The organism is Desulfosalsimonas propionicica, from assembly GCF_013761005.1.
In the GTDB taxonomy this organism is placed as follows: domain Bacteria; phylum Desulfobacterota; class Desulfobacteria; order Desulfobacterales; family Desulfosalsimonadaceae; genus Desulfosalsimonas; species Desulfosalsimonas propionicica.
Window position 1 is genome coordinate 1 of sequence record NZ_JACDUS010000012.1, and the last position, 22,585, is coordinate 22,585.

The 22,585-nt window shown below is 54.6% G+C and carries 23 protein-coding genes; 14 read left to right on the forward strand and 9 right to left on the reverse strand.

The features are described 5' to 3' along the window. Positions 1-393: 393 nt before the first annotated feature. Complete coding sequence (locus tag HNR65_RS14985) at positions 394-924, reverse strand: hypothetical protein (protein WP_181552336.1); 531 nt, start codon at positions 922-924, stop codon at positions 394-396. Beyond that, a complete protein-coding gene (locus HNR65_RS14990; protein ID WP_181552337.1) occupies positions 924-1,568 on the reverse strand; it encodes a lactate utilization protein in 645 nt (214 codons plus the stop codon). The genes HNR65_RS14985 and HNR65_RS14990 overlap by 1 nt, the downstream gene beginning before the upstream one ends. A gap of 248 nt (positions 1,569-1,816) precedes the next feature. Between HNR65_RS14990 and HNR65_RS14995 the strand changes: the two genes are divergently transcribed. Next, positions 1,817-2,452: a helix-turn-helix domain-containing protein gene (locus tag HNR65_RS14995; protein WP_181552338.1), complete on the forward strand. Its 636-nt coding sequence runs from the start codon at positions 1,817-1,819 to the stop codon at positions 2,450-2,452. A gap of 142 nt (positions 2,453-2,594) precedes the next feature. On the opposite strand, the gene HNR65_RS15000 is transcribed toward HNR65_RS14995, so the two are convergent. From HNR65_RS15000 to HNR65_RS15015, 4 genes are all read right to left on the reverse strand, one after another. Then, on the reverse strand, positions 2,595-3,506 hold the full coding sequence (locus HNR65_RS15000; protein ID WP_181552339.1) for a thiamine pyrophosphate-dependent enzyme: 912 nt from the start codon (positions 3,504-3,506) through the stop codon (positions 2,595-2,597). Between the two features lie 76 nt (positions 3,507-3,582). After that, positions 3,583-4,776, reverse strand: a complete 1,194-nt coding sequence (locus HNR65_RS15005; protein ID WP_181552340.1) for a pyruvate ferredoxin oxidoreductase — start codon at positions 4,774-4,776, stop codon at positions 3,583-3,585. 4 nt (positions 4,777-4,780) lie between these two features. Continuing rightward, positions 4,781-5,128: a 4Fe-4S binding protein gene (locus tag HNR65_RS15010; protein ID WP_181552341.1), complete on the reverse strand. Its 348-nt coding sequence runs from the start codon at positions 5,126-5,128 to the stop codon at positions 4,781-4,783. Then, the gene (locus HNR65_RS15015) at positions 5,128-5,691 is read right to left on the reverse strand and encodes a 2-oxoacid:acceptor oxidoreductase family protein (RefSeq protein WP_181552342.1); all 564 of its coding nucleotides are present in this window, start codon (positions 5,689-5,691) and stop codon (positions 5,128-5,130) included. Before HNR65_RS15015 ends, HNR65_RS15010 begins: the two co-directional genes overlap by 1 nt. A 380-nt stretch (positions 5,692-6,071) precedes the next feature. On the opposite strand from HNR65_RS15015, the gene HNR65_RS15020 reads away from it, so the two are divergent. After that, a complete protein-coding gene (locus HNR65_RS15020; protein ID WP_181552343.1) occupies positions 6,072-6,488 on the forward strand; it encodes a hypothetical protein in 417 nt (138 codons plus the stop codon). A 20-nt stretch (positions 6,489-6,508) separates the two neighbouring features. Here HNR65_RS15020 and HNR65_RS15025 read toward each other — a convergent pair whose 3' ends face one another. Further along, positions 6,509-7,381, reverse strand: a complete 873-nt coding sequence (locus tag HNR65_RS15025; RefSeq protein ID WP_232364798.1) for a sterol desaturase family protein — start codon at positions 7,379-7,381, stop codon at positions 6,509-6,511. A 10-nt stretch (positions 7,382-7,391) separates the two neighbouring features. Between HNR65_RS15025 and HNR65_RS15030 the strand changes: the two genes are divergently transcribed. Together HNR65_RS15030 and HNR65_RS15035 are read left to right on the forward strand one after the other, a co-directional pair. Further along, a complete protein-coding gene (locus HNR65_RS15030; RefSeq protein WP_181552344.1) occupies positions 7,392-8,081 on the forward strand; it encodes a TIGR04282 family arsenosugar biosynthesis glycosyltransferase in 690 nt (229 codons plus the stop codon). A gap of 62 nt (positions 8,082-8,143) precedes the next feature. Continuing rightward, a complete protein-coding gene (locus HNR65_RS15035; RefSeq protein ID WP_181552345.1) occupies positions 8,144-8,860 on the forward strand; it encodes a TIGR04283 family arsenosugar biosynthesis glycosyltransferase in 717 nt (238 codons plus the stop codon). 103 nt (positions 8,861-8,963) lie between these two features. Here HNR65_RS15035 and HNR65_RS15040 read toward each other — a convergent pair whose 3' ends face one another. Both HNR65_RS15040 and HNR65_RS15045 read right to left on the reverse strand, forming a co-directional pair. After that, positions 8,964-9,446, reverse strand: a complete 483-nt coding sequence (locus tag HNR65_RS15040; RefSeq protein ID WP_181552346.1) for a cache domain-containing protein — start codon at positions 9,444-9,446, stop codon at positions 8,964-8,966. A 36-nt stretch (positions 9,447-9,482) separates the two neighbouring features. Next, positions 9,483-10,052, reverse strand: a complete 570-nt coding sequence (locus HNR65_RS15045; protein ID WP_181552347.1) for an acetate uptake transporter — start codon at positions 10,050-10,052, stop codon at positions 9,483-9,485. A 368-nt stretch (positions 10,053-10,420) separates the two neighbouring features. Here HNR65_RS15045 and HNR65_RS15050 point away from each other — a divergent pair, with 368 nt between their 5' ends. The 10 genes from HNR65_RS15050 to HNR65_RS15095 all read left to right on the forward strand — a co-directional run bounded on the left by HNR65_RS15050 (position 10,421) and on the right by HNR65_RS15095 (position 22,574). Further along, complete coding sequence (locus HNR65_RS15050) at positions 10,421-12,376, forward strand: c-type heme family protein (protein ID WP_181552348.1); 1,956 nt, start codon at positions 10,421-10,423, stop codon at positions 12,374-12,376. 119 nt (positions 12,377-12,495) lie between these two features. Beyond that, positions 12,496-13,890, forward strand: coding sequence for a sigma-54-dependent transcriptional regulator (locus HNR65_RS15055; protein ID WP_181552349.1), 1,395 nt, complete (start codon positions 12,496-12,498; stop codon positions 13,888-13,890). A 380-nt stretch (positions 13,891-14,270) separates the two neighbouring features. Continuing rightward, the gene (locus HNR65_RS15060; RefSeq protein WP_181552350.1) at positions 14,271-16,028 is read left to right on the forward strand and encodes a YeiH family protein; all 1,758 of its coding nucleotides are present in this window, start codon (positions 14,271-14,273) and stop codon (positions 16,026-16,028) included. A 21-nt stretch (positions 16,029-16,049) separates the two neighbouring features. Then, the gene (locus HNR65_RS15065; protein WP_181552351.1) at positions 16,050-16,367 is read left to right on the forward strand and encodes a hypothetical protein; all 318 of its coding nucleotides are present in this window, start codon (positions 16,050-16,052) and stop codon (positions 16,365-16,367) included. 262 nt (positions 16,368-16,629) lie between these two features. After that, positions 16,630-18,012, forward strand: a complete 1,383-nt coding sequence (locus HNR65_RS15070) for an acetate--CoA ligase family protein (RefSeq protein ID WP_181552352.1) — start codon at positions 16,630-16,632, stop codon at positions 18,010-18,012. Between the two features lie 77 nt (positions 18,013-18,089). Next, positions 18,090-18,785 carry a hypothetical protein gene (locus HNR65_RS15075; RefSeq protein WP_181552353.1) on the forward strand — a complete coding sequence of 232 codons (696 nt, stop codon included), beginning with the start codon at positions 18,090-18,092 and terminating at the stop codon, positions 18,783-18,785. A gap of 165 nt (positions 18,786-18,950) precedes the next feature. Then, entirely contained in the window at positions 18,951-19,982 is a 1,032-nt protein-coding gene (locus HNR65_RS15080; RefSeq protein WP_181552354.1) for a biotin synthase BioB, read from the forward strand. A gap of 27 nt (positions 19,983-20,009) precedes the next feature. Then, positions 20,010-20,981, forward strand: coding sequence for an ABC transporter substrate-binding protein (locus tag HNR65_RS15085; protein ID WP_181552355.1), 972 nt, complete (start codon positions 20,010-20,012; stop codon positions 20,979-20,981). After that, positions 20,974-21,777, forward strand: a complete 804-nt coding sequence (locus tag HNR65_RS15090) for an ABC transporter permease (RefSeq protein ID WP_181552356.1) — start codon at positions 20,974-20,976, stop codon at positions 21,775-21,777. Before HNR65_RS15085 ends, HNR65_RS15090 begins: the two co-directional genes overlap by 8 nt. Beyond that, positions 21,774-22,574 carry an ABC transporter ATP-binding protein gene (locus tag HNR65_RS15095; RefSeq protein ID WP_181552357.1) on the forward strand — a complete coding sequence of 267 codons (801 nt, stop codon included), beginning with the start codon at positions 21,774-21,776 and terminating at the stop codon, positions 22,572-22,574. Before HNR65_RS15090 ends, HNR65_RS15095 begins: the two co-directional genes overlap by 4 nt. The last annotated feature ends 11 nt before the right edge of the window (positions 22,575-22,585 follow it).

Consider the following 22,585-nt stretch of genomic DNA (forward strand, 5'->3'; position numbering starts at 1 on the left):
CTGGCTGTCAATGGCCTGGGCATCCGTGGGGGCGGTTATCGCGGCGCCAGCTCCGAGAAGAAGGCAAAGGCTCAGACTTAAGCAGAGTTTTTTCAAAAGTTTTTTCATGCGATTTTTCCTTTCCTGTTTTTTGTTTAAAAAAAGAACCCAAAATGAAAAGTCAAAGCTGAAACAAAATTGAGAACAAAAAAATAAATTCAGATGCGCCGCGATGAATACGGCAGGGGCATTGGATACCCGATCATGTCCATATGCGTCTTCCCAAGCGCATTGTTGCTTTTTCTGGATTTTTAAAGGGCAACAAGTCCCGTGCGTATTCACTAATACAATATCTCGGCGCCTCTGCAGTTTTCTTTAAGCAATTTTTTCGGAAACGATGGGAGGAAACCTTGATTATTGGCCCTTATCTTCCAGAGCCAGCGCAATAAAGCGGTTTTCCAGTGTTGCGCGAAGCGTTTTGACCTGTTGTGTGAGATTTTGGATTCTGGCCAGCCGGACGGGATCTTCCCTGGTGAGCCGGTGTTTCTGGGTGGCGCACAGATACCAGGTGCAGATCCAGGGTCGGTTGGTTCTGGCAAGCACACACCCCCGGGGCCCGAGAAAGGCACAGGGCATTTGACTGTGTTTTTTGGGGTTTTGGACCGGCAGGGCCAGGCCGGCAGCGTGGAGAAACAAAAGGTCTTTTAGGTCAAACCAGACATCTGCGGACAGGCAGCAGGGCTCGGGGCAGAAGGTGCAGGTTTTTGCGCACAGGTCCTGGTATAGCCAATCCAGCTGTTCCAGGCCGGCCCGGATATGGCCGGCGGTTTCAACCATCAGGTTGAGCCGGTCCGGGTGTTTTTCAAAAATGTGTCTGACAGAGAAATTGGCTGCCTGCCAGCATTGCCGCTGGTGCCAGGGCGGGCCTGCGCACTGCCGGGGCATTAAAATCCCAGGCTCTGGTTTACCAGCACCACGGTTACATCGGTCATCATTGGCTTGCGGTGCAGGATCGCCGTGATCCGGCAGATGCGCTGGGCCGAGTTGCAGTCCGTGCAGATGCCGGTTTCCGCACACGGGGTGCTCATGTTCAGACTCTTTGCGCGCATGGGCGCGGCCACCTCACGGATCCGGCGCAACGCCCCGTCAAGGTCCACGGCTACCTTGTTCATGCCCGCTACGATAATCACCTTGGGGCATCCGAATGTCATGGCATTGGTCCGGTTGCCGACGCCGTCCACATTGACAATCTCCCCGGTGGCGGAAATGGCGTTTGCGCTACAGATAAAGCAGTCGCAGCGGCCTTGTTTCAGGCGAAGCGACAGGTCTGATTCCTCGGCAGACGACTCCCAATGGTCGTAGACGGTTTTGCCCTGCGTGCCCAGGGCATTGGGAAGATCTATGGCCCGGGCCGTGGCTGATCCGCCAAAACCAAAGCTTTCATAATCCTTGACCAGTTCAAGGATCAAGTCCCGGGCCTCGTCTGCATTGTTGACAAAGTGACCGGCAAATCCATGTTTTTTGAGATTTTCCAGGGTTTGATGGCCCAGCTTTTCCCAAAGCCAGGCCTGGTATTGTGAATCGGTCATTGCATGTCCCTTTTTTGCAGTTTACAGGTTATAAATTGCTGCGGCGATAAAATGCATGCATTAATATATTCATATATCACAGCAGCGGGGCCAATGACAACACAGCCGGCAAAACGTCCTGTATTTTCACAGGCCGGATGTGTTTGGGATTTGACGGTCCCGGCCGGTTTTGGTAAGAAAGAGATTCAGGCAGTTGAACAGGGAGTCGATCCCATTGATTCGGGCATATTTGCCAAAGGAGCCATGACATGGTCGAACATGAAAAATCAGCCGGGTACAAGGACCGCTATGAAGTACTGACCGGGAATATCGAGCACGGATCCGGCGCAGTGGACGTTGAGGCCATTGGCGATCGGATCCGCAGCATCCGGGAGGAAAAGGGGATTTCCTATGATGAGATCTCGGCATTGACGGGTTTTGACGTGGACACCCTGACCCGGATTGAGGCCAATGAGATTCAGCCCCAGCTCGGGACCCTGGTAAAGCTTTCCAAGGCCCTTGACAGCGCGTTTTCAAGGCTGTTGTCCGGGGTGGGCAGCCGGTTGTATTCCGTGACCCGCAAGCATGAACGCATGCCCGTGACCCGGTCCACGTCTCCCAGGGGCCGCAAACTCTATTCCTATCAGAGCCTGGCCCCGGAAGTCCAGGGCCGGCACATGGAGTCTCTGATCGTTGACCTGGAGGAAAATCCGGACAAGGAACTATCAGTTCACGATGGCGAGGAGTTTATCTTCGTGCTCGAAGGCACCGTGCTGGTGAAAATTGAAAAAGACGAGTTCGAACTGGAGCCCGGCGACAGCGTGTATTACCTGTCGACCACACCGCATATGGTGGCGGCCAAAAAGGAGCGGGCCAGGATCCTGGCAGTTCTCTACGAAGGATAGCTCCAGGTATGATGGTGCCGTAAAAGTTCGATATCTGCGTTACGCGCAATTTCTCAGACTTTGAAATTGCGCAAGCCTTGATCTCGAACTGTTTACGGCGCCGTCCGGAATCAGACTTTCTTGAAAATCCTCAATATAGATTTTAGCAGACGCCCTGGGCAATTTTTTCATAACCCGCCCATTTTTCATCCACTTCCGCCTGCAGGGACTGAATCTTTTCCTCGTCCATACCCTTGAACCGGTTCTGGGTGATAAAATACTCGGCAACCGGCTTGCGCTTTTTGCCCAGCATTTTTTCCGAGGCGCCTGTTAAGCGAAACTGCCCCTTTTCCCGCTCATATAGATCAAACAGCCCGGTTTCCACGGCCATGCGGCCGATCTTGACGGTGTAGCGGGGGGAAAATCCCCAGCCGGCCGGACACGGCGTATGCACGTGGATGTATTTGGGCCCGGGGATGCTTTTGGCCTTTACTACCTTGTCGTAAAAATCCAGGGGATAGGCCGCTGATGCGGTGGCTACGTAATCGATGCCGTGGGCTGCGATAATGGCGGGCACGTCTTTTTTGCGCTGGTGCTTGCCGGTAAACGGGGTGGTGGTGGTCAGCACGTGCTGGGGCGTGGTGCCGGAGCGCTGGACCCCGGTGTTCATGTAAGCCTCGTTGTCATAGCAGATAAAGATAAAGTCCTCACCCCGCTCGCATGCCCCGGACAAGGCCTGGAGGCCGATGTCACTGGTGCCCCCGTCTCCGGCCCAGGCCGCCACTTGTACATCCGGCCGTTTCTGGGCCCGCATGGCCGCAAGCACGCCCGTGGCGGCAGCCGCGGTTGAGGCGAAGGTGACGTTTAAGCACGGCAGCTGGGTGGCGGCAATGGGGTAGAGCCCCTGGAGCACGGTCAGGCAGCTGGGCGGGACCACGAGGATGCTGTCTCTGCCCAGGGCCTTTAAACCGGTTTTGTATACGATACTTAATCCGCAGCCGGCGCATGCCCGGTTTCCGGGGTGCACGTATTCTTCTTCGGGCAGATTGAGAATGGTGGTTTTTTTTGTGGCCATGATATATTTATCCTGAATAAATTGGCTGTTGTTATGTGTCAACGCATTGCCGCAAAAAGATTGTCTGCAATCGGACTTACAGTTTCAGCCCGATAAAATCGGGCTCGTGCGGCTTGCTTTGATTTTCATTGCATGCGGTTTTTACGGCCTGGTACAGTGCCCGTGTGCGGATTTCCCGGCCGCCGAGGCCGAGGATGAAATTGCGGATCTTCGGGAGGCTGTCCGTGCCGTAAAGCGCGGCCTTGATATCTGAAAACAGCGGGCCTTCATACCCGTAACTCAGCGCTTTTTCAAACACGAGCACGTTTTTTCTGCCGTCCAGGGCTTCGGCCACGGCCCGGTCCGGAAAGGGCCGGTACAGGCGCAGGCCGTAAACGCCCACGGAAACGCCTTCCTTGCGAAGCTCGTCGATTACGTCGCGCATCTGGTAAGACAGCGATCCCATGCAAACCACAACATGCTCGGCATCATCGCAGAAATAGGACTCGATAAAGGGCTGGCCTCCGCGGCCGAAGATGTCTTTGAATTTTGTATCTGTGTCCGCGGTTACATCAATGGTCCGGCGCAGGTCTGTGTGCAGGTTGTGCCGGATCTCCATGTAGCCGGGCGCGGTGTTGCCCCGCACATCGGCCCGGGGCTCGGGCAGGGTGACCGTGTTGAGGTTGGCCGGGCATTGCGGGTTTAATGCCCAGTCCGGGGTAAACGCGGGCAGAAACTTTTCCACGTCTGCCTGATCCGGGATGTCAAAGGGCATGTAGGTGTGCGAAAGGATATAGCCGTCATAGCAGACCATCACGGGTGCACGAACGGTTTCAGCAATGGCAAAGGCCTGGATCACCGTGTCGATGATCTGCTGATGATCGCAGCAATAGAGCTGGATCCAGCCGGTGTCACGCTGGCTCATGGCATCCTGGTGATCGTTCCAAACGGTCCAGGGTGCCCCGATACCACGGTTGACAACACACATGACAATGGGCAGGCGTGCGCCCGCGGCCCAGTGGAGCTGCTCGTTCATGTAGAGCAGGCCGTTTGCGCTGGTTGCGGTAAAGGCGCGCGATCCGGCGCTGGATGCGGCAATGCAAACGGACAGGGCGGAGTGTTCGCTTTCAACCGGTATGTACTGGGCATCCATTTCCCGGGAATCCACCAGTTCCGATAGTTTTTCTGTTAAAGGCGTCTGCGGGGTAATGGGGTAGGCGGCCACTACCTGGACGCCGGCCAGTTTGACCCCCATGGCTGCTGCAACATTGCCCGCTTCGATAATATGCATGAGCTTACTTTTCCTCCATGAGAATCAGAGTTTCCTCCACCATTGTGATGGCGTCGGCCGGGCATTCCTCGGCGCAAATCTCGCATCCCTTGCAGTATTCATAATCAATGGTGGGCGGGATGGTTTTGGTGATCACCCCGTCAGGGCAATACAGCCAGCAGTTAAAACAGGCCGCCTTGTTGCGTTTGGCCGGGATGCATTTGTCCAAATCAATGACCGGGCGAAGCACCCGCCATGATCCGGTTCGCCCGCCGTCGCCGGGTCCGGGCTCGCTGTGGGATGTGCGGCAGGCAAATTTCTCCTGCTTTTTGGGATCATTTCCGGAATTGCCGGGATTTTTCACGTCATTCATCAGGCGTCTCCAATCAGCGTATGCGCATGGGTCATGCGGGCGGCTTCAGCGTTTTTCTCCGGGTTTTTTCCGGCAAATTCTGCTTCGATGGTCCCGGCCAGGGTATCCATGTCAAGGAGGCCGGCGGCTTTGGCAAATGCGCCGATGATACCCGTGTTGACAATGCCCGTGGGCAGACCTGCGTTGGCGGCCATTGTGGTAACATCCGCAGTGGCGATTTTCATCCCTGGAAAATCAAAGGTTTCCGGCGGCCTGGGCGAGTTGATAATAATCAGCCCGCCGGGTTTGAGCCCGGCGGCCACGTCGATTTCCTCCACCAGAAGGTGATCGAGCACAAGCACCATGTCCGGCTCTGTTATGGGAGACAGGTCATAGATTTTGCTTTTTGATATTTTCAGGGAGGTCAGCACGGGTGCGCCCCGCCGTTCCGTGCCAAAGGTCGGGGCCATGACCACCCCGCCGTAGCCTGATGTAAAGGCCGCATTGGCAACGATCTTGGCTGCCGTGATGGCCCCCTGACCGCCGCGGCCGTGCCATCGGATTTCGATGATGTCGTCTCGCATTATACCTGCTTCTTATTTTAAGGTTGATGATGGGTCTAATAAAAACTCAAATTTTTTATCCTTAGCATACTTTACGTAAAAGTAAATTATTTTTTGATGGCGCCTTAAAAGTCCAATATCTGTGTTGCGCGCAATTTCTCAGCATTTCACGTACGGATCAGTACGCTGTCTTCTTCCAAATTGCGCAAGCCTTGATCTTGAACTTTTTAAGGCGCCATCATTAGAATTTTACGGGTACGTTATTTTTGAGCGGAACATAAAATAAGACAGGGTTCAAAGGGTTGCAATAAAAGAATTATGGCATGGTGTTTGCTTGTTCGGGACGACGCATAGTTTCGGTTGAAATGGATTGACAACATGACCGCCAAAGGAGGATTGGCTTGAACAACAAGGGGTATTGTCTGGTATTTGAGGGCAGGGCGGTTTCCGGGTTTGACCGCCGCGATGTGATAGAGCAGCTCTCCCGCCGTCTGGGAAGGGACCCGGAAAGTATCGGCCGATTGTTTTGTGACAAACCCGTTACAGTCAGAAAGGGGCTGGATCGGGAAAAAGCCTTTGACCAGCAGGAGGTTTTTAGCCGGCTTGGGGTCTGCTGCCGGGTGGAACCGCCTGAAAATCCCCCTGAAAATTCCGACAAAAGCGATCCTGAAATTGATTCTGGCCCCTCGCACACCCGTTGCCCGAAATGCGGCAATGACCTGACAAAATTTGGCACTCCTGTTGAGGATTGTCCGTACTGCGGGATCATTATTTCCAAGTATCTCAAAAAGCGTCAGCAATCTGTTGTGCGCGCCTGAGCAGCGCCACAACCGGCACCTCAGCGCTCGTAGCGGGAAGCCGGTACAACGAGCATCCATCCAAGTTTGAGCCATTTGGGGTCCCGGTAATTGGCCAGACCGATTTTCATGGCCTCATGGCCGGCGGCCGGCTGATCAATGTAGGTGTCAAACAGGCGGTCCCACCAGGAAAGATTGAATCCAAAATTGCTGTCGGTCTCCCGGATGAGTACCGAATGGTGCACCCGGTGCATGTCCGGGGTCACGATAAGCCGCCGGATCCAGCGGTCAGCACCGGGATTCATGTTGATGTTGCTGTGGTTAAACATGGAGGTGCCGTTTAACAGCACCTCAAAGACCACAACCGCCCACGCGGGCGCGCCCAGGGCAACCACAATCCCCATTTTCAAGGCCATGGAGATAATGATTTCAAGGGGATGAAACCTGGCGCCAGTGGTGACATCAATGTCGAGATCCGTGTGGTGCATCCGGTGAAGCCGCCAGAAAACCGGAACCTTGTGAAAGATTACGTGCTGGGTATAAATGACCAGGTCCAGAACAAGTACTGATACCAGTCCGCCGATCCATTCCGGCACGGGCAGTGTGTTAAACAGCCCCCATCCTTTTTCAGCCGCCAGCAGGGCCGCGCCCGCAGCCGCTGCCGAAAACACCAGTCTCAGGACAAAAGCGTTTAAAAAGGTCAAAATCAGATTGTTGGCCCATCGGGTTGGCTTGCTTTGCTGCAGTACCCGGCGGGGGGCTTTTGCCTCCCATATGGCCATGGCCGAAAAGATTCCCAGAAAAAATCCGAGGCGGATGATTGTTGCATTGTCGAGAAGAAGCATGTTCACGGTTTGAAAGGACTCCTCTTTTCGTGTTTTGACAAGCATAGCCTGGTGATTATCTATTGTCATAAGACCAATCATGAAAAAATTCAATCCACAACGCTGCATTATCGTTTTTGTCAAGGCCCCGGTGGAAGGCTTGGTCAAGACCCGACTGGCGGGGTGTCTTGGTGCGCGCGGGGCGTTGCTGCTGTATCGGGCGCTTGCAGATGATGTGCTGGCGGCTGTCTGCGCCATGGATTGCCAGGTGCGCGTTTTTTATTATCCAGCAAATCATCAGGACATTGTGCGCGGCTGGCTGGGAGACGATCTGCCGCTTTATGTCCAGCAGGGCGCGGATCTGGGCGAGCGTATGCATCACGCGTTATGCTGCACTGCAGCCGATGGGTTTGAACGCATTGTCCTGGTGGGTTCGGATATACCGGGGATTGATGAACAGATCATCAAAAACGCCTTTACCGCTTTGGCAACCCGGCCCGCGGTTTTCGGCCCGGCAAAGGATGGGGGATATTATCTGGCGGGATTTAAATCCGGCGCTATTTTTCCCCAGGCCTTTGCCGCCATTGACTGGGGATCTTCAGACGTTTTTGAACAGACGATGAAACGCTTTGAAAAAAAAGGACAAACCCCTGCGGTGCTGCCGGTTCTCAGCGATATGGACACCCCTGAAGACCTCCGGGCCCTGGCCGTGCAACTGGCGGGGGCCGGCGGATTTCAGGGCCGGCTTTTGCACACCCGGGAGGTGCTTGAAAAGATAAATATCCTCTGAAATCAGATTTTTTACGGTGCCATCAAACCTGAAAGCAGGGCAAGTCTGTGCGGGAATAGAATATGAAAAATACAAAAGATTTCCGGATTCTGACGCCCCCGGTGGTTTCCCTCATTGTGCCGGTCTTAAATGAGCAGGAAACCATAAATCGCACAATAGCAAACCTGTCCGGTGCATGCAGGGGTTTTAAGGCTGAGATCATCATCGTTGACGGAGACCCGGCAGGCTCCACGATCAATGGTCTTGACACCAATCAGGTCATCACCCTTGTTGCCCCGGCCGGACGGGCCTCCCAGATGAATGCCGGGGCAAAAGCTGCCAGCGGCGGCATTCTGCTTTTTGTCCACGCAGACACTCACCTGCCGGCAGGGGCCATGGAGGATGTGATCAAAACCTGCCGCCGGCCGGAGATTGCCGCAGGCGCATTTTTTCTTGGCATTGCCGGGTCAAAAAGGATCTTTCGTGTGATTGCAATCCTGGCCAATGTTCGCTGCCGTCTGACCCGCATTGCCTACGGCGATCAGGCCATGTTTGTCAAAAAACGGATCTTTTGGCAGATCGGCGGATTTGCCGATATCCCGATTATGGAAGATATCGAGATCATGCAGCGGTTAAAGAAAAACCGACTGGCAATCCATCTGGTCCCAAAGCCCGTGAAAACATCTGCCCGGCGCTGGGAAAAAGAGGGCCTGATTTACGGCATTGTCCGAAACAACCTGCTTGCATGCCTGTATTATGCAGGTGTCGGGCCCCTGGTGCTCAAAAAATTTTATAAATAGCCGACAATTTCACCCAGGCAAAACCACGCCTGGTGAATCCGGTTGTTATCGGGTCTTTACCCGGGGGACAGTCCCCGGGTAAAGACAAAGCCGCATTTGTTTGTCAGTACATCATTCCGCTGACATAAACCCCTGCGCCCACAAACATGTCCGTATCCGGCACCCGGTAGATGTAGGTAATTTTTTTGTGCGGGGTGGATTTGCCGGGCTTGGGCCACATGTATTCCACCCAGCCTTCGCCCCGGGAGCGGGCCAGGTTGACGAAATGCACGAAAAGGGCTTTGTCTGTTGGGTCGGTTATCAGCAGCACATGATCTTTTTTGGTCAGCTCGGGTTTGAAGGGATGGGCCAGCATCTTGCCGTCCAGGTCCATGAGAAACACATACGAGTCCTTCCATACAAACGGGCCCCGCTGGTCACTGATCTTTTCAATCCCTGCCTCCGCGCCCTGGGAGTTGATCAGGGCTGCGGCTTCCCGGCACATTTCCACGCATTCTTCCTTTGTTGCTGATTCGGCGGCTGCCGCCGGGAAAGCCAGCAGCACGGCAATCAGTATGGCTGCGAGATAATAAGCACGACGGGTCATGGCTCCACCTCCTGGTGATAAAAGTTTTCCGTGGTTTTATTTGATCCAGGGCTTTCCCACGGGCAGCACGTCGCGGCCAAAGACCTGGGCGTAAATGACATGGGCCATCATGTACAGGGCCGAGGCAGCGCATGCCATCAATTCGTAACCGGCGATCACGGTGAACTGATCGTAGCCGAAATGGGCAATATCAAGAAGAATGAAACCGATTAAAAGCAGGGTGAATGTCACGGCCATGGCCGAGTGAATCCGCATGGCCGGAAACCACATGATAAAGGTGTAAAGGGTCCAGCAGACCAGAAACCAGCCCACGTCCTCGGTGCTGGCATGGTAGACGTTGAAGTGGTTGAGCATGAAAATGATGCCCAGCGAGATCCAGAAAGCCCCGTAGGAGCAAAACGCGCTGAAGCCGAAATTGTTTCCCACATTGAATTCCAGGTACCCGGCAATGAGCTGTGCCAGTCCCCCGAAAATAAAGGCAAGGGCCAGCACAGGGCCGACCCCGCACCAGCCGACATTGTGGAACTGAAGAATCAGGGTGGTAATGCCGAATCCGGCCAGTCCGACAACCGCCGGATTCCCTTTGGGCGCATCTGCCTGGGCCATGTGTGTCCTCCTTGCTTTGTAAAAGGTTGGAAAGGAAAAGGGTGATGGAAAAATACAGTATAGCCTGATGTTGAAAGTTTCTGTAGCGGAATCATTGTCATGATATTGTATTGAATTTTATAGTGAGAATGCTGTTTATGTCATTAAACACTTCTATATCAGAGCATGATTTTTCTGTAAAGAGAACTTGGAATGAGACAAGATAAAAATTTCAGGCGCAAGCCCGGATGCAATCGGTTCGGGGGAAACCTGTCTATTGATTTTATTTTTGTTTGCGTGTAGACTGTGCCGCTATTGGGATTGTTTTTATATTTAATAAATACAAATAGTTATGAATTTTATGGGCATATAAGAGGGTTGTCTGACACATGCATCGAAGATCCATGAAAACCCGGTTTTATTTTGGTGCGGGCTGCATTCTTTTTGTTTTCTGCGGGGTTTTTTCGCTTGTTCAGTACTTTGCCCTGCGCAATATCGTCATTGACGACGTGTATAAAAACACGGAAATTTTTATCGGCACGGCCAGTGCCACCCGCAATTATGTCAAGGATGTGCTGCGGCCCCACATGGTGGAGCTGCTCTCGCCGGAAGCCTTTGTGCCCGAAGCCATGTCCACCTCCTTTGTCAGCCGCGAGGTCTTAAACGGTCTTCGCGACCGGTTTCCGGATTTTTCCTACAAGCGCGCGGCGCATAATCCGAAAAATCCCGTGAATATGGCGGATTCATTTGAAATGGAAAAGCTGCGCTGGTTTGGCAATCATCCGGAGACCGATGAGTGGCACGGCATCATCGAAAAAGACAACCGGTCCTTTTTTACCCGTATGAAGGCCATTTACGCCGAAGCCCAGTGTCTCAAATGTCATGGCCGCCCCGGAGAGGCACCGGATGCCTTAAAGGAGATCTACGGATCGGAAAACGGCTATGATTTTAACGTGGGCGACGTGGTCGCTGCGGACACCATTTATATCCCGGTGGATGTCAGTTTTTTTAAAATCAAGGAGACCGCCTGGCTGATGTTTGTTGTGGCGGCCACTGCCCTTTTTTCCCTGCTTGGACTTTTTATCCTCTTGTTTAACCGCACCGTGGTCACCGATCTCAAGGGCGTGCTGACGCGGTTTAAGACCCTGTCCGGCCACGAATTGGCCGAGCCCCGGCTGGAATACAACGGGCAAAGCGATGAACTCGAACAGGTGAAATGGGCGTTTGAAGACGTGGCCTCGGATCTGAAGGTCACCCATGATACGCTGCGGGCTTCTGAGGCCAAGTTTCGCCTGTTGTTTGAAAGCTCCCAGGACGCCATCCTGATCCTTGACGGCCATACCCGGATGAGAGACATCAATCCGGCGGGATTGCAGTTTTTCGGGTTTTGCGACAAAGAGGAGGCCCTGTCCATTGAGACCTGTTTTCAGCTGTTTTGGGATACCCGGGATGCGGCCGGCTTTTGGGAGGAAATCAATGAAAAGGGGTTTGCCAGGGGGCTTGAGCTGCCGCTTGTGGACCGAAACGGCAAAAAGCTGACCGCCATTGTTTCAGCCTCAAGGCGCGTGGATGAAAACGGCCGGCCTGCGGGCATTTACATGATGCTCACAGATACCACGGAAAAGCGGCGGATGGAAAAATACCTGGCCCAGACCGAAAAACTGGCCTCCATCGGTCAGCTGGCATCCGGCGTGGCCCATGAAATCAACAATCCCCTGGGGGTGATCCGTTGCTATGCCAACCTCATCGCAAAAAGCCGGGCAGAAGATGCGCAGGTGGTGGAAGATCTCCAGATTATCCGAAAGCACACGGATCAGTGTAAATCCGTAGTGGAGGCGCTGCTCAATTTTGCCCGGGTCTCAGAGCCCAGAAAGGCGGCCGCGGATGTGCGGGCCTGTCTCGAAGAGGTCCTTTCCGTGCTGGAAGTGCAGTTTCAGAAAAGCCGTATTGAAATCCGCCGTTGCTTTGCAGATGATCTGCCCCATGTAACCCTGGATGCGGCCAAAATCAAACAGGTGTTTATGAATCTGCTGATCAACGCCCGGCAGGCCATGGAAAATAAGGGCTCACTGACGGTTTCCGTGCAGTCGGAGCCGGACAAAAACATGCTCTCCATTGCCATTTCCGATACAGGGGCGGGCATTTCCGATCTTCACATCGACCGGATATTTGACCCGTTTTTTACCACCAAGGGGCCGGGAAAGGGCACGGGCCTGGGCCTTTCGGTGAGCTACGGCATTGTCAAGCAGCACGGCGGCGATATCGTGGTTGAAAGCGCTCCGGGCAATGGCACCACCTTTACCATTTTTCTGCCGCTGGACGAAGACGGCCGCAACTGCTCATGAATGGACAATTAAGACCTAAACTGAGCGTTTCAGATTTTTTAAATAGAAATTGATGTTATCCTTTAAAATGAATTGCTTTTAAAAATCTGAAACGCTCAGTTTAGGTAAAAGGATTGCAAATGTCTGATACCATACTTGTTGTTGATGACCAGCCCGATCTGCTCATGGGTCTGGAGCGCACCCTGGCCATGGAGTTCGGCTGCCGGGTGCTGACTGCCGAAGGCGGGCCCCGGGCCCTGGAAGTGCTTGAAAAAGAGCCGGTGGATGTGGTGCTGGCTGATATCTGCATGCCGGACATGGACGGCATTGAATTGCTAAAGCGTATCAAGGAGACCGATTCCTCCATTACCGTGATCATCATGACCGCTTACGGCACCATTGAAACCGCGGTTCAGGCCATCCGGGAAGGCGCCTTTGATTTTATCCAGAAACCCCTGGATGAAGACCGCCTGATTCACCTGCTGAAAAACGGCCTGGAATACAACCGCCTGGTGCGGGAAAACAACCGGCTCATGGAAAGATTGTGTGAAAAAGCCTTGTTTGAAAACATGATCGGCAACAGCCCGCCCATGCAGAAGGTGTTTCAGACCATCCAAATGCTGGCCCGCACGGATGTCACGGTGCTGGTCCGGGGCGAGACCGGCACCGGCAAGGACATGGCCGCCAGGGCGGTCCATGGATTGAGCGCCCGGAAAAACGCCCATATGGTGACGGTCAACTGTCCGGCCCTGCCGGAAACTATTCTGGAAAGCGAGCTTTTCGGTCATCGCAAAGGCGCTTTTACCAGCGCCAACCAGGACAAAAAGGGTCTGTTTGATCAGGCCCACGGCAGCACCATCTTTCTTGATGAAATCGGGGATTTGTCTTTGCCCGTGCAGACCAAGCTGCTTCGGGTGCTGGAAGACAAGCAGATCATGCCCCTGGGCGACAGCCAAAGCCATGAGGTGGATGTGCGCATTATCACCGCCACTAACCAGAACCTGGAGGAAAAGATCAAAAACCGGGAATTTCGGGAAGACCTGTATTACCGGCTAAACGTGGCGTCCCTGCATATGCCCCCGTTAAAAGATATCCGCCGGGATATTCCCCTGCTGGCCGATCATTTTGTCAAAAAGATTGCCTGTGAAAACAATGCTGAGCCCAAGGTTCTGGCACCGGAAGTCGTGGATTATCTGTTAAATCGGAACTGGCCCGGAAATATCCGGGAGCTGGAAAACACCATCCGGGGCTGGTGCGCGCTGACCGCAGAGCCGGTCATCACCCTGGCTCATACCGGAAAAACCCCGCAAGCCAGGGTTCAGACGCCGGATGTCCGCCAGGTGGATGTGACCCGGCCCTATAAGGATTTAAAGGCAGAGATCATCGACAGCTTTACCCTGGATTACCTGTGCCGGCTGCTGGCCCACACCAGCGGCAATATCAGCTTATCGGCCCAGATCAGCGGAATCAAGCGCCAGTCCCTGCAGAAAATCATCAAACGCTATAACGTGTCCGTGGAACAATACCGGTCATAACCCGGTAAAAATCGTTCACAGTCCCCATTTTTGACCCCGGATGACGCATCAAAGCGGCACTGCCACCTTCAGGCGGCAGTGCCGCTTTTTTGCGGACCCGACTCCTTAATCACCCCTGAATTCAACGAAATTCGCCCTGACTGAAAGCCTTTGCGGATGTGCCCTGCTTTGTTGTTCCATGCCGCCCAAAGGCGGCAGTTTCGGAAATGGCAAATCTCGATTTTATTTTAAATTATATGAAATCAAGCTGTTAAAAATAGAGATGCAGTTTGGCACCTTTATTGCTCTTAAGAGCGGCGAAAAATTGCAACCCTATAATCCGTGTCTGCTCGGCCATGCCGGGCAGGCACCTTATTTTTTACAATTTTGAGGAGGAGAAAATGGTCGAAAACATTGAGCAAAGAAGTCCCGACGATGAAGTGGTAATGGACAAGCCCACTAGCCAGTGGTCTGATTTATGGAAAAAAGAGGATTACATGGCCATATGGCTCGGATTTGTGATCCTGCTGGTGGGTGTGCTGATTTATTTCAACAATGCGCCCTCGGACATGGACCAGACCATTTCCAGGGCCAATGCCACCCTGGAAGAACAGGCTGACCGGGCCCCGTTTAAAACCATTGAATGGTTCCAGGCCATGGATGCCAAATCCAAGCTAAAGGCCACAAGTTCATCCATCGGCAACACCATCAAGGAGTTTACAAGCAAGCCCCACGGCTGGAGCGGCAACCCGGTGCATGCATTCTACATGGACGAGCAAACCGCTGCTGAAATCCGCCGCAAAGCCACTGTGAAATACGAGGCCGCCAGTCAGAGAGCCGAAGCCGCCCTGGCCGAAGCCCGGCAGGCCCAGCAGGCTGCGGCGGCCGCGAATTTTAACAATGAATCGTTAAATGAACAGGCCTTTGACGAGATCACCCAGTGGCGCGAGGCCAAAGCAAGTGCATCAGCGGCCAAAAAGAAAGCCGGGGTTTCGGCTTATAACCAGATCCCGCATCTCATCGGCCTGATGATTGTGCTGGGGGTGTTTTTCGGCATCGGCATGAAGTTTATGGGAAAATCCTTTGGCCAGTTTGTAAAAGGGTTTTTGTTTGTGTTTTTGATTGCGATTCTGGCGTATACGGCCGCAGGCAATGCCACTATGAAGCATTACGGCATCGGCTATGCCGCCTGGGCCATTTTGTTCGGCTTGATTATCAGCAACACCGTGGGCACGCCCAAATGGGTCATGCCGTCGGTGCAGACCGAATATTTTATTAAAACCGGCCTGGTGCTGCTGGGCGCAGAAATTCTTTTCGGAAAAATCCTTTCCATCGGCGTGCCCGGAATTTTTGTGGCATGGGTGGTCACGCCCACGGTTTTGATCACCACCTATATTGTGGGCCAGAAATTGATCAAAATTCCTTCCAAGACCCTGAACATGACGGTTTCCGCTGACATGTCCGTGTGCGGTGTGTCTGCGGCCATTGCAACAGCTGCGGCCTGCCGGGCCAAAAAAGAGGAACTGACCCTGGCAGTGGGCTTGTCTCTTGTATTTACTTCCATTATGATGATTGTGATGCCGGCTTTTATTAAGGCCGTGGGCATGCCCGAGATCCTGGGCGGCGCCTGGATGGGCGGCACCATTGACGCCACCGGTGCCGTGGCCGCAGCCGGGGCGTTTCTCGGGGAGCGGGCCCTGTATACGGCCGCCACAGTCAAGATGATCCAGAACGTGCTCATCGGGGTTATCGCATTCGGCGTGGCTGTCTACTGGTGCGCCAAGGTGGACTGCGCCCCGGGCCAGCGGGTTTCGGCAATTGAAATCTGGCACCGGTTCCCGAAGTTTGTCATTGGGTTTATCACCGCATCCATTGTGTTTTCCTTCATGTATTCAAGCATTGGCACAGACGTGTCCTATGCTATTATTGATCACGGTGCGCTGCGGGGCATGTCCAAGATTTTCCGGGGCTGGTTTTTCTGTCTGGCTTTTGTGAGCATCGGGCTGGCCACCAATTTCCGGGAACTCAGGGATTACTTCAAGGGCGGAAAACCGCTGATTCTTTATGTCTGCGGCCAGACCCTGAACTTGTGCCTCACGCTTTTGATGGCATATATCATGTTCTACAAGGTGTTTCCGGAAATCACCGCAAGAATCTAACTCATAAGAAGGACATCCGTTATGGCTATGAGCCGGAATAAATCAAATGACCCGGGGTCGCCGGGCGCAGAGGGTGAAAAGGCGCCCGGGGGGCTGCGGGGTGTGGCCGGGCTTCTGGTGAGCATCGGATTGATTTACATGTTTATGTTCCATCTGGGCCCGGCCCTGGAACAGGGGGCCTGGATCAAGCCCATGGCCGATTTCATAGAGGAGCGAAACATTGAATCCAGCATGTATTTCTACACCGAAGTTGAAGAGTTCTCTGATGCCCGGTTAAACTGGCAGCATACCATGACTTATGCGCCCCGGGCGTTGAGCGAACCGCCGCTTTGCCCATAAAATCCCCCCCCCAAACGGCCGGGCGGCGAATTTGCCGCCCGGTCTTGTCTCTTCTTGAAAAATGCTCCGGGGTTTCCAATTTTACCACATCTACTGCTTCAGATGCAGCCTCGCATCGTTGGCTATAGCGAGTCTGCATCTTCCTTTTATCTTCGGCAAACTTGAAAATCGTTCAATTTAGGATATACTGTTTCATGTTTTTGAGCCTTTCGGCCGGGTGCCGATATGTGCGTGAAACCCTGAGACGATTAGGAAGGTCAAATTGAAACAAAAATCCCTTTTTGCCAGCCTCGATGAATTGTTTCACCCTGAAAGCGTCGCCATTGTGGGGCTGCCCCAGGGCATGAAGACCGGAAAGCTATTTTTGCTGGCGCTGCAGGACATGGGCTTTGCCGGCCCCATTTATCCGGTCAACCCCAATGCCGAAACCATTGACGGCCTTGCTTGTTACCCGGATGTGGCCGCCATTGACGGCCCTGTGGATCTGGCCATTGTGCTTGTGGGCCGGGACGCCGGCCCGGAGGTGGTCCGGCAGTGCGCGGGAAAAGGGGTCAAGGCGGTGGTTTTGTTTACCGCGGGCTACAGGGAGTCCGGCAGTGAAAAGGGCCGGCGCATGGAGGCGGAAATGGTGGCCACAGCCCGTGCTGCTGGCATGCGCCTGTTCGGACCCAACTGCATGGGGCTTTACGTGCCCGCTTCCGGGCTTTCCTTTTTTCCGGGATTGTGCCGCAAACCCGGACGTCTGGGCCTGATTTCCCATTCCGGCTCCCTTGCCAACATCATCGGCCGGGAGGCGGAAAAAAAGGGCCTGGCCTTCAGCAAGGCCGTGAGCCTGGGAAACGAGGCCGATGTCCAGAGCGCGGATTTGCTTTCCTATTTTGCCCGGGACCCGGAAACTGATGTGATTAGCGCCTATCTGGAGGGAATCTCCGACGGCCGGTATTTTTTTGACGCCTTGAAAACCGCGGCTGCGGAAAAACCCGTGGTCCTTTGGCGGGTGGGCCTGACAGCCGAAGGCGGCCGGGCCGCATCTTCTCACACCGGTGCCATGGCCGGATCACAACGGGTCTGGCAGGGCCTGATGCGCCAGTGTAATGCAGTGCCCGTTGAAGGTTGGGATCAATGGGTGGATACCATGATGGCGTTTTATCTGCTGCCGCCGGTATCCGGCCGGCGCATGGCCATTATTTCCGGTCCTGGCGGCCTTGCTGTTTCCGCAGCCGAATCAGTGGGCCGCCAGGGCCTGGAACTGGCCGGGTTGTCAGAAAATACAAAAACGCGCCTGGCTGAACATGTTCCGCCCACTGGCACCAGCCTGTCCAATCCCGTGGATGTGAGCCTCAATGCCCATATGGACATGAACATTTTTGCCAGGGCCGCAGAAATCACGGCTGCCGATGCCGGCGTGGACGCAGTTTGCGTTATTGGCTCGGGCCTGGATGAAAACACCAATAACGCCTATATCGACGCCATGATCCGGGCGCAGCAATCATCGGGAAAACCGTTTCTCATCGTGGGCATTGCCGGCATGCCCGCAGATACCGGCCCGCACCTGTGTGGCGCCGGGGTGCCGTTTTTTGACACCCCGGAACGCGCCATGGCTGCATATGCCCGGGTGGTTGGGTATTACGGCCGCCGGGCATAAACCTGCCTTATTTGTTGAAAATATCCGTCCTTGTGCCTATTGTTTAACAGTGTTGAACAATAAACAGGCAGGAGACAATGATGCGGATCAGGGGGTATCTTTTTTGGACGGTGGTGCTGACTGTTTCGGCAATTGTGTTTTCTCCGGCCGGCAGCCCTGCCCAATACCATGAACCGTTTTATAAAATGCCGGGTCATGGCCGGTCAGATGTGGTGCAGGACATCATTGACATTTATCTGGTGGAAAACGAACTGATCGGCATTGTCCAGGGGCGCCGTGAATATCGGCAGGATTTGGATCTTGACGAAAAGGTTGTTTGGCGGGCAGCCAGGGGCGCTGTGGGCGCAGTGCTCACAGAAAGTCGGGCCCTTGCCCTGTCTGCAGCCTCCCGGGGATGGGCGGAGCTTTCGCTCAAGCTCCAGGAAGCCGACAGTGTGGAGTCCATAAAGCCTTTTATATCCGATTATTTGGTCATGCTGGTGACAGACAGACGCATCATGGGATTTGATTCGCACGGACGCGGATGGGTGCAACAATCCCTTCCCCTCCGGGAGAAAATCATGGAATCTCACATCAATAGTTACGTGGCCGCAGTGATCACCAGCAAGCGGGTGTTTGGGTGGGGCCGGGGAAGAATCGGCTTTACGGAAGAAAAACTTCGCAGAAGCGAAACCGTGCAATATGTTGACACACAGCCGCACACGGTAACCGTGGGCACTGATGCCCGGGTGCTGGTATTTAAATCCGGGGCAGGCGGATGGCGGCAGTTTTGACGCATTGATGAAAACGGCCGGCAGCAGCGTCCAAAAAACAATTTCTGGCAATCAATCAATCCTGTGATTAGGCTTTATCCATACAATGACGCAATGGTTATAATTTTTTAATCCTTGGATAAAGCAGGCTGTTTTATCTGCATCCATGCAAGGCAAAGGAGGGACATGGGCTGGAAACTTGCACCGAAAATCGAAGAGATGCTTAAAAAAGCCATGGATTTCAACGGCATTGACCAGCCGGAAGCCATTGCGCTCATGCATCTGGATCTGGATTCCCGGGAAACCTATGCCCTGATGCACACAGCCAACCAAATGAGCCGGCACCAGTTTGGATTAAAGGGGGAAAACCATTTTCACATCGGTGTGAACGTGGAGCCCTGTCCCCTGAACTGTCTTTTTTGCTCCCTGACGGAAAAAGCCGCAATCTTTACAGAAAAAATTGAGTTTCCCATTGATGATATTCTGCAGTGGGCCCGGATCGGCGAGGAAAACCAGGCAGATGCCTTAAACATTATGACCACCGGCACCTATTCCTTCAAGCGATTGCTGGAGGTTGGAAAGCTTTTGAAAAAAACAGTGTCCGTACCGCTTGTGGCCAATACCCGGGATATTACCCACAGGGAAGGTGAGCAGCTTTTGGATGCGGGTTTTGTGGGGGCCTATCACGCCGTGCGCCTGGGCGAAGGCAAGGACACCCCCCTTCAGGTGGAAAAGCGGATCCAGACCATCAGGGTGCTAAAGGATGTGGGGCTGCAATGGATGAATTGCGTGGAACCGGTGGGGCCTGAGCACGAGATTGAGGAAATTGTGGACCGGATGTTTCTGGCCCGCCAATATGGGGCCACCTACAGCGGGGTCATGCGCCGGATCAATTTCCCCGGCTCGCCCATGGAAAAACACGGCATGATCACGGAACGGGAAGTGGCCCGCATGGTGGCTGTCAGCCGTCTGGTCATGGGGGATGTGCCCCGGGCCCATTGTACCCACGAACCGCACACCGCCTCGCTGATGGCCGGGGCCAACCTGTTTTTCCCGGAAGTGGGCTCAAACCCCCGGGACGGGGCAGATCAGGTGGGCGGCGGCCGGGGCCGGTCTTTGCAGCTCACCGCACAGATTCAAATGGAAATGGGCCTGGACCCGATGCTGCCGTCCAACTGCTTTGCCCGCTCCGCCCGGGCAGCAGGCAGTGAATTGTAGCCATTCCTGCAGGAAAAAGGAAAAAACATGCGCCCTGAGCCGCTGATCAAAGCCATCATTGTCATTGCCGTTTTCCTGGGCCTGGCTGCGGCCGGCCCCGGTGCTGTTTGTGCCGATGAGCTGCGCATCGGGACATGGAAGACCGCCCAGACCATTGCCCCTTTTTACTATGGCGATTTTGTTTCCAAGAAGGATAAGATCAACGTTTACCCTTTCACCAATCCTGCGGATCAGAAAAACGCCCTGCTGGCCGGAAGCCTGGATATGTGCGGCACCACCGTGGCCCACGCCATCCACTCATCGTCCATGGGACAGCCTGTGGTGATGGTGGCCGCACTTTGCAACAAATGTTCGGCCCTTGTGGTCAGAAAAAATGCCGGCATTGAAACGGTTGCGGATTTGAAGGGAAAACGCATCGGCTATGTTCCCGGCACCATGCACGAGATTTTGCTGCGCGAGACCCTGAGCCGCAGCGGGCTTTCCGTGAAAACCGATGTTTCCCTGATGCGCATTGATTTTTTCGACATGGGGCTGGCCCTTTCCCGGGGCAGCATTGACGCGTTTCTCTCCGGGGAGCCCTTTCCCGCGCAGGCTGTGGAAAACGGCTACGGTAAAATCCTGGCCTATCCCTATTACGATGAGGCCGTGGGCGACATTAACGCCGGCATGCTGGTCACCAGGGATTTTGCGCAAAAACATCCTCAAAAGGTGCAAAAGATGGTCACTGCCCATGCCCGGGCCACCCGGCACCTGGCCCGTCACCCGGACCAGTGGCTGACGCGGGCATCCAAGTTTGGCACCCAAAAAGCCATCCTGGAAAAGGCAGAGGCCAACATGGAACTGGCCTGGGACATGGATGCGGTGTTTGTCAGCCGGGTCAAAGCCCTGGGGGAACGGATGCAGGCTTTGGGCATGATTCGCCGGCAGCCGGATTACAAGGAGTTGATCGATTTGTCTTTTGTCCGGCAGGCCCGAAAAGAGATAAGCCCAGATGAATGATGCCGGAAAATCGCGGGCCGGTATCAATGGGGTGCTGCCCTGGATATTGCCGGCCAGTCTGATCCTGGCATGGCTGGCAGCCGCAGAGCTTCGTCTTGTGCCGTCTTACGTTTTGCCGCACCCCAAAGAGATTATCGATGCCGGTTATATTTATATTTTCAGCGGTCCGGAGGCGGGCATGTACGCAGGCCGTTTTTTTGCTGATGCAAAAGCCAGTCTGATCCGGGTATTTGCCGGATTTGCGATTGCCGCGGCAGTGGGCATCCCCCTGGGGGTGATGTCCGGGCGGCTGCCGGTTGTGGATCGGCTGCTGAGCACCTCGGTTAACGGCATACGCGCGGTTCCGGGAATCAGCTGGCTGCCCCTGGCCCTGATCTGGTTTGGTATCGGTATGAAAACCACGGTGTTTCTCGTGTCCCTAGCCGCTTTTTTCCCCATCTACATCAATTGCGCCGGCGGGGTTCGCCAGGTGAGCTCTGTGCTGCTGCGGGCCGGGGCCATGATGGGGGTCCGCCGCCTGCGCGGAACCTTTGCAATCCTTCTGCCCGGGGCCATGCCTTCTCTGGTATCCGGACTGCGTCTGGGGCTGGGCATTTCCTGGGCCTACCTGGTTCTGGGAGAGCTCACGGGCGTGCAGAACGGTCTCGGGGCCGTGATCATGGACGCCCGCATGGTGGGCCGCACGGATGTCATCATCGTCGGCATTGTCATCATTGCCGTGATCGGCCGCATATCTGATCAGGCGCTGACCGCTGCTTTGCGGCTCTGCTTTAAAAGCGCCAGGAGATCGGCATGACAACACAGTTAAAAGTCCTTTCCGCCGGGAAACCTTCGGATGCCGGAAAATCCCCGATTCTTGAAGTCCGTGAACTGGGGCTGCATTTTAAGGTCAACGGCGCTGTGCTGCCGATTCTCGAAAACATCGGGCTTTGTGTGCAGCCAGGTGAAATGATGTGTGTTCTGGGGCCCAGCGGATGCGGAAAAACCACCCTGTTAAATGTGCTGGCCGGGTTTTTAAAGCCGGGCACCGGCCATGTCCTGGCCCACGGCCAGCCCATATCCGGTCCCGGCCCGGACAGGTGCGTGGTTTTCCAGGAAGATGCACTTTTCCCCTGGCTGACAGTGGCGGAAAACATCGGCTTCGGCCTGAAAGGCAAGGGCTTTTCCCGGCGCCAAAGACGGGAAATGGTGGAGCGCTATCTCAACCTGGTCGGTCTTTTGCCCTTTGGCGGCTATCTGCCCTCTGAAATTTCCGGCGGGATGCGACAGCGGGTGGCCCTGGCCCGGGTGCTGATCCTGGAGCCCGCAATTCTGCTCATGGACGAGCCCTTTGTTGCCCTGGACTCCCAGACCCGCCAGGAGATGCAGCAGCTGCTGTTAAGCCTCTGGAAACGTTTTTCCCACACTGTCGTGTTTGTCACCCATGATGTCCGGGAAGCTGTCACCCTTGCCGACCGGGTGGTGATGATGGACAAAAACCCCGGGCGGATCAAAGAGGTGGTGGATATCGGACTGCAAAGACCCCGGGACCCGGCGGGAAATCTTTTCCACAGGCAGTGCGTCCAATTGGAGGAGCTTTTGCGGAACACGTGAGCCAAAGGAAG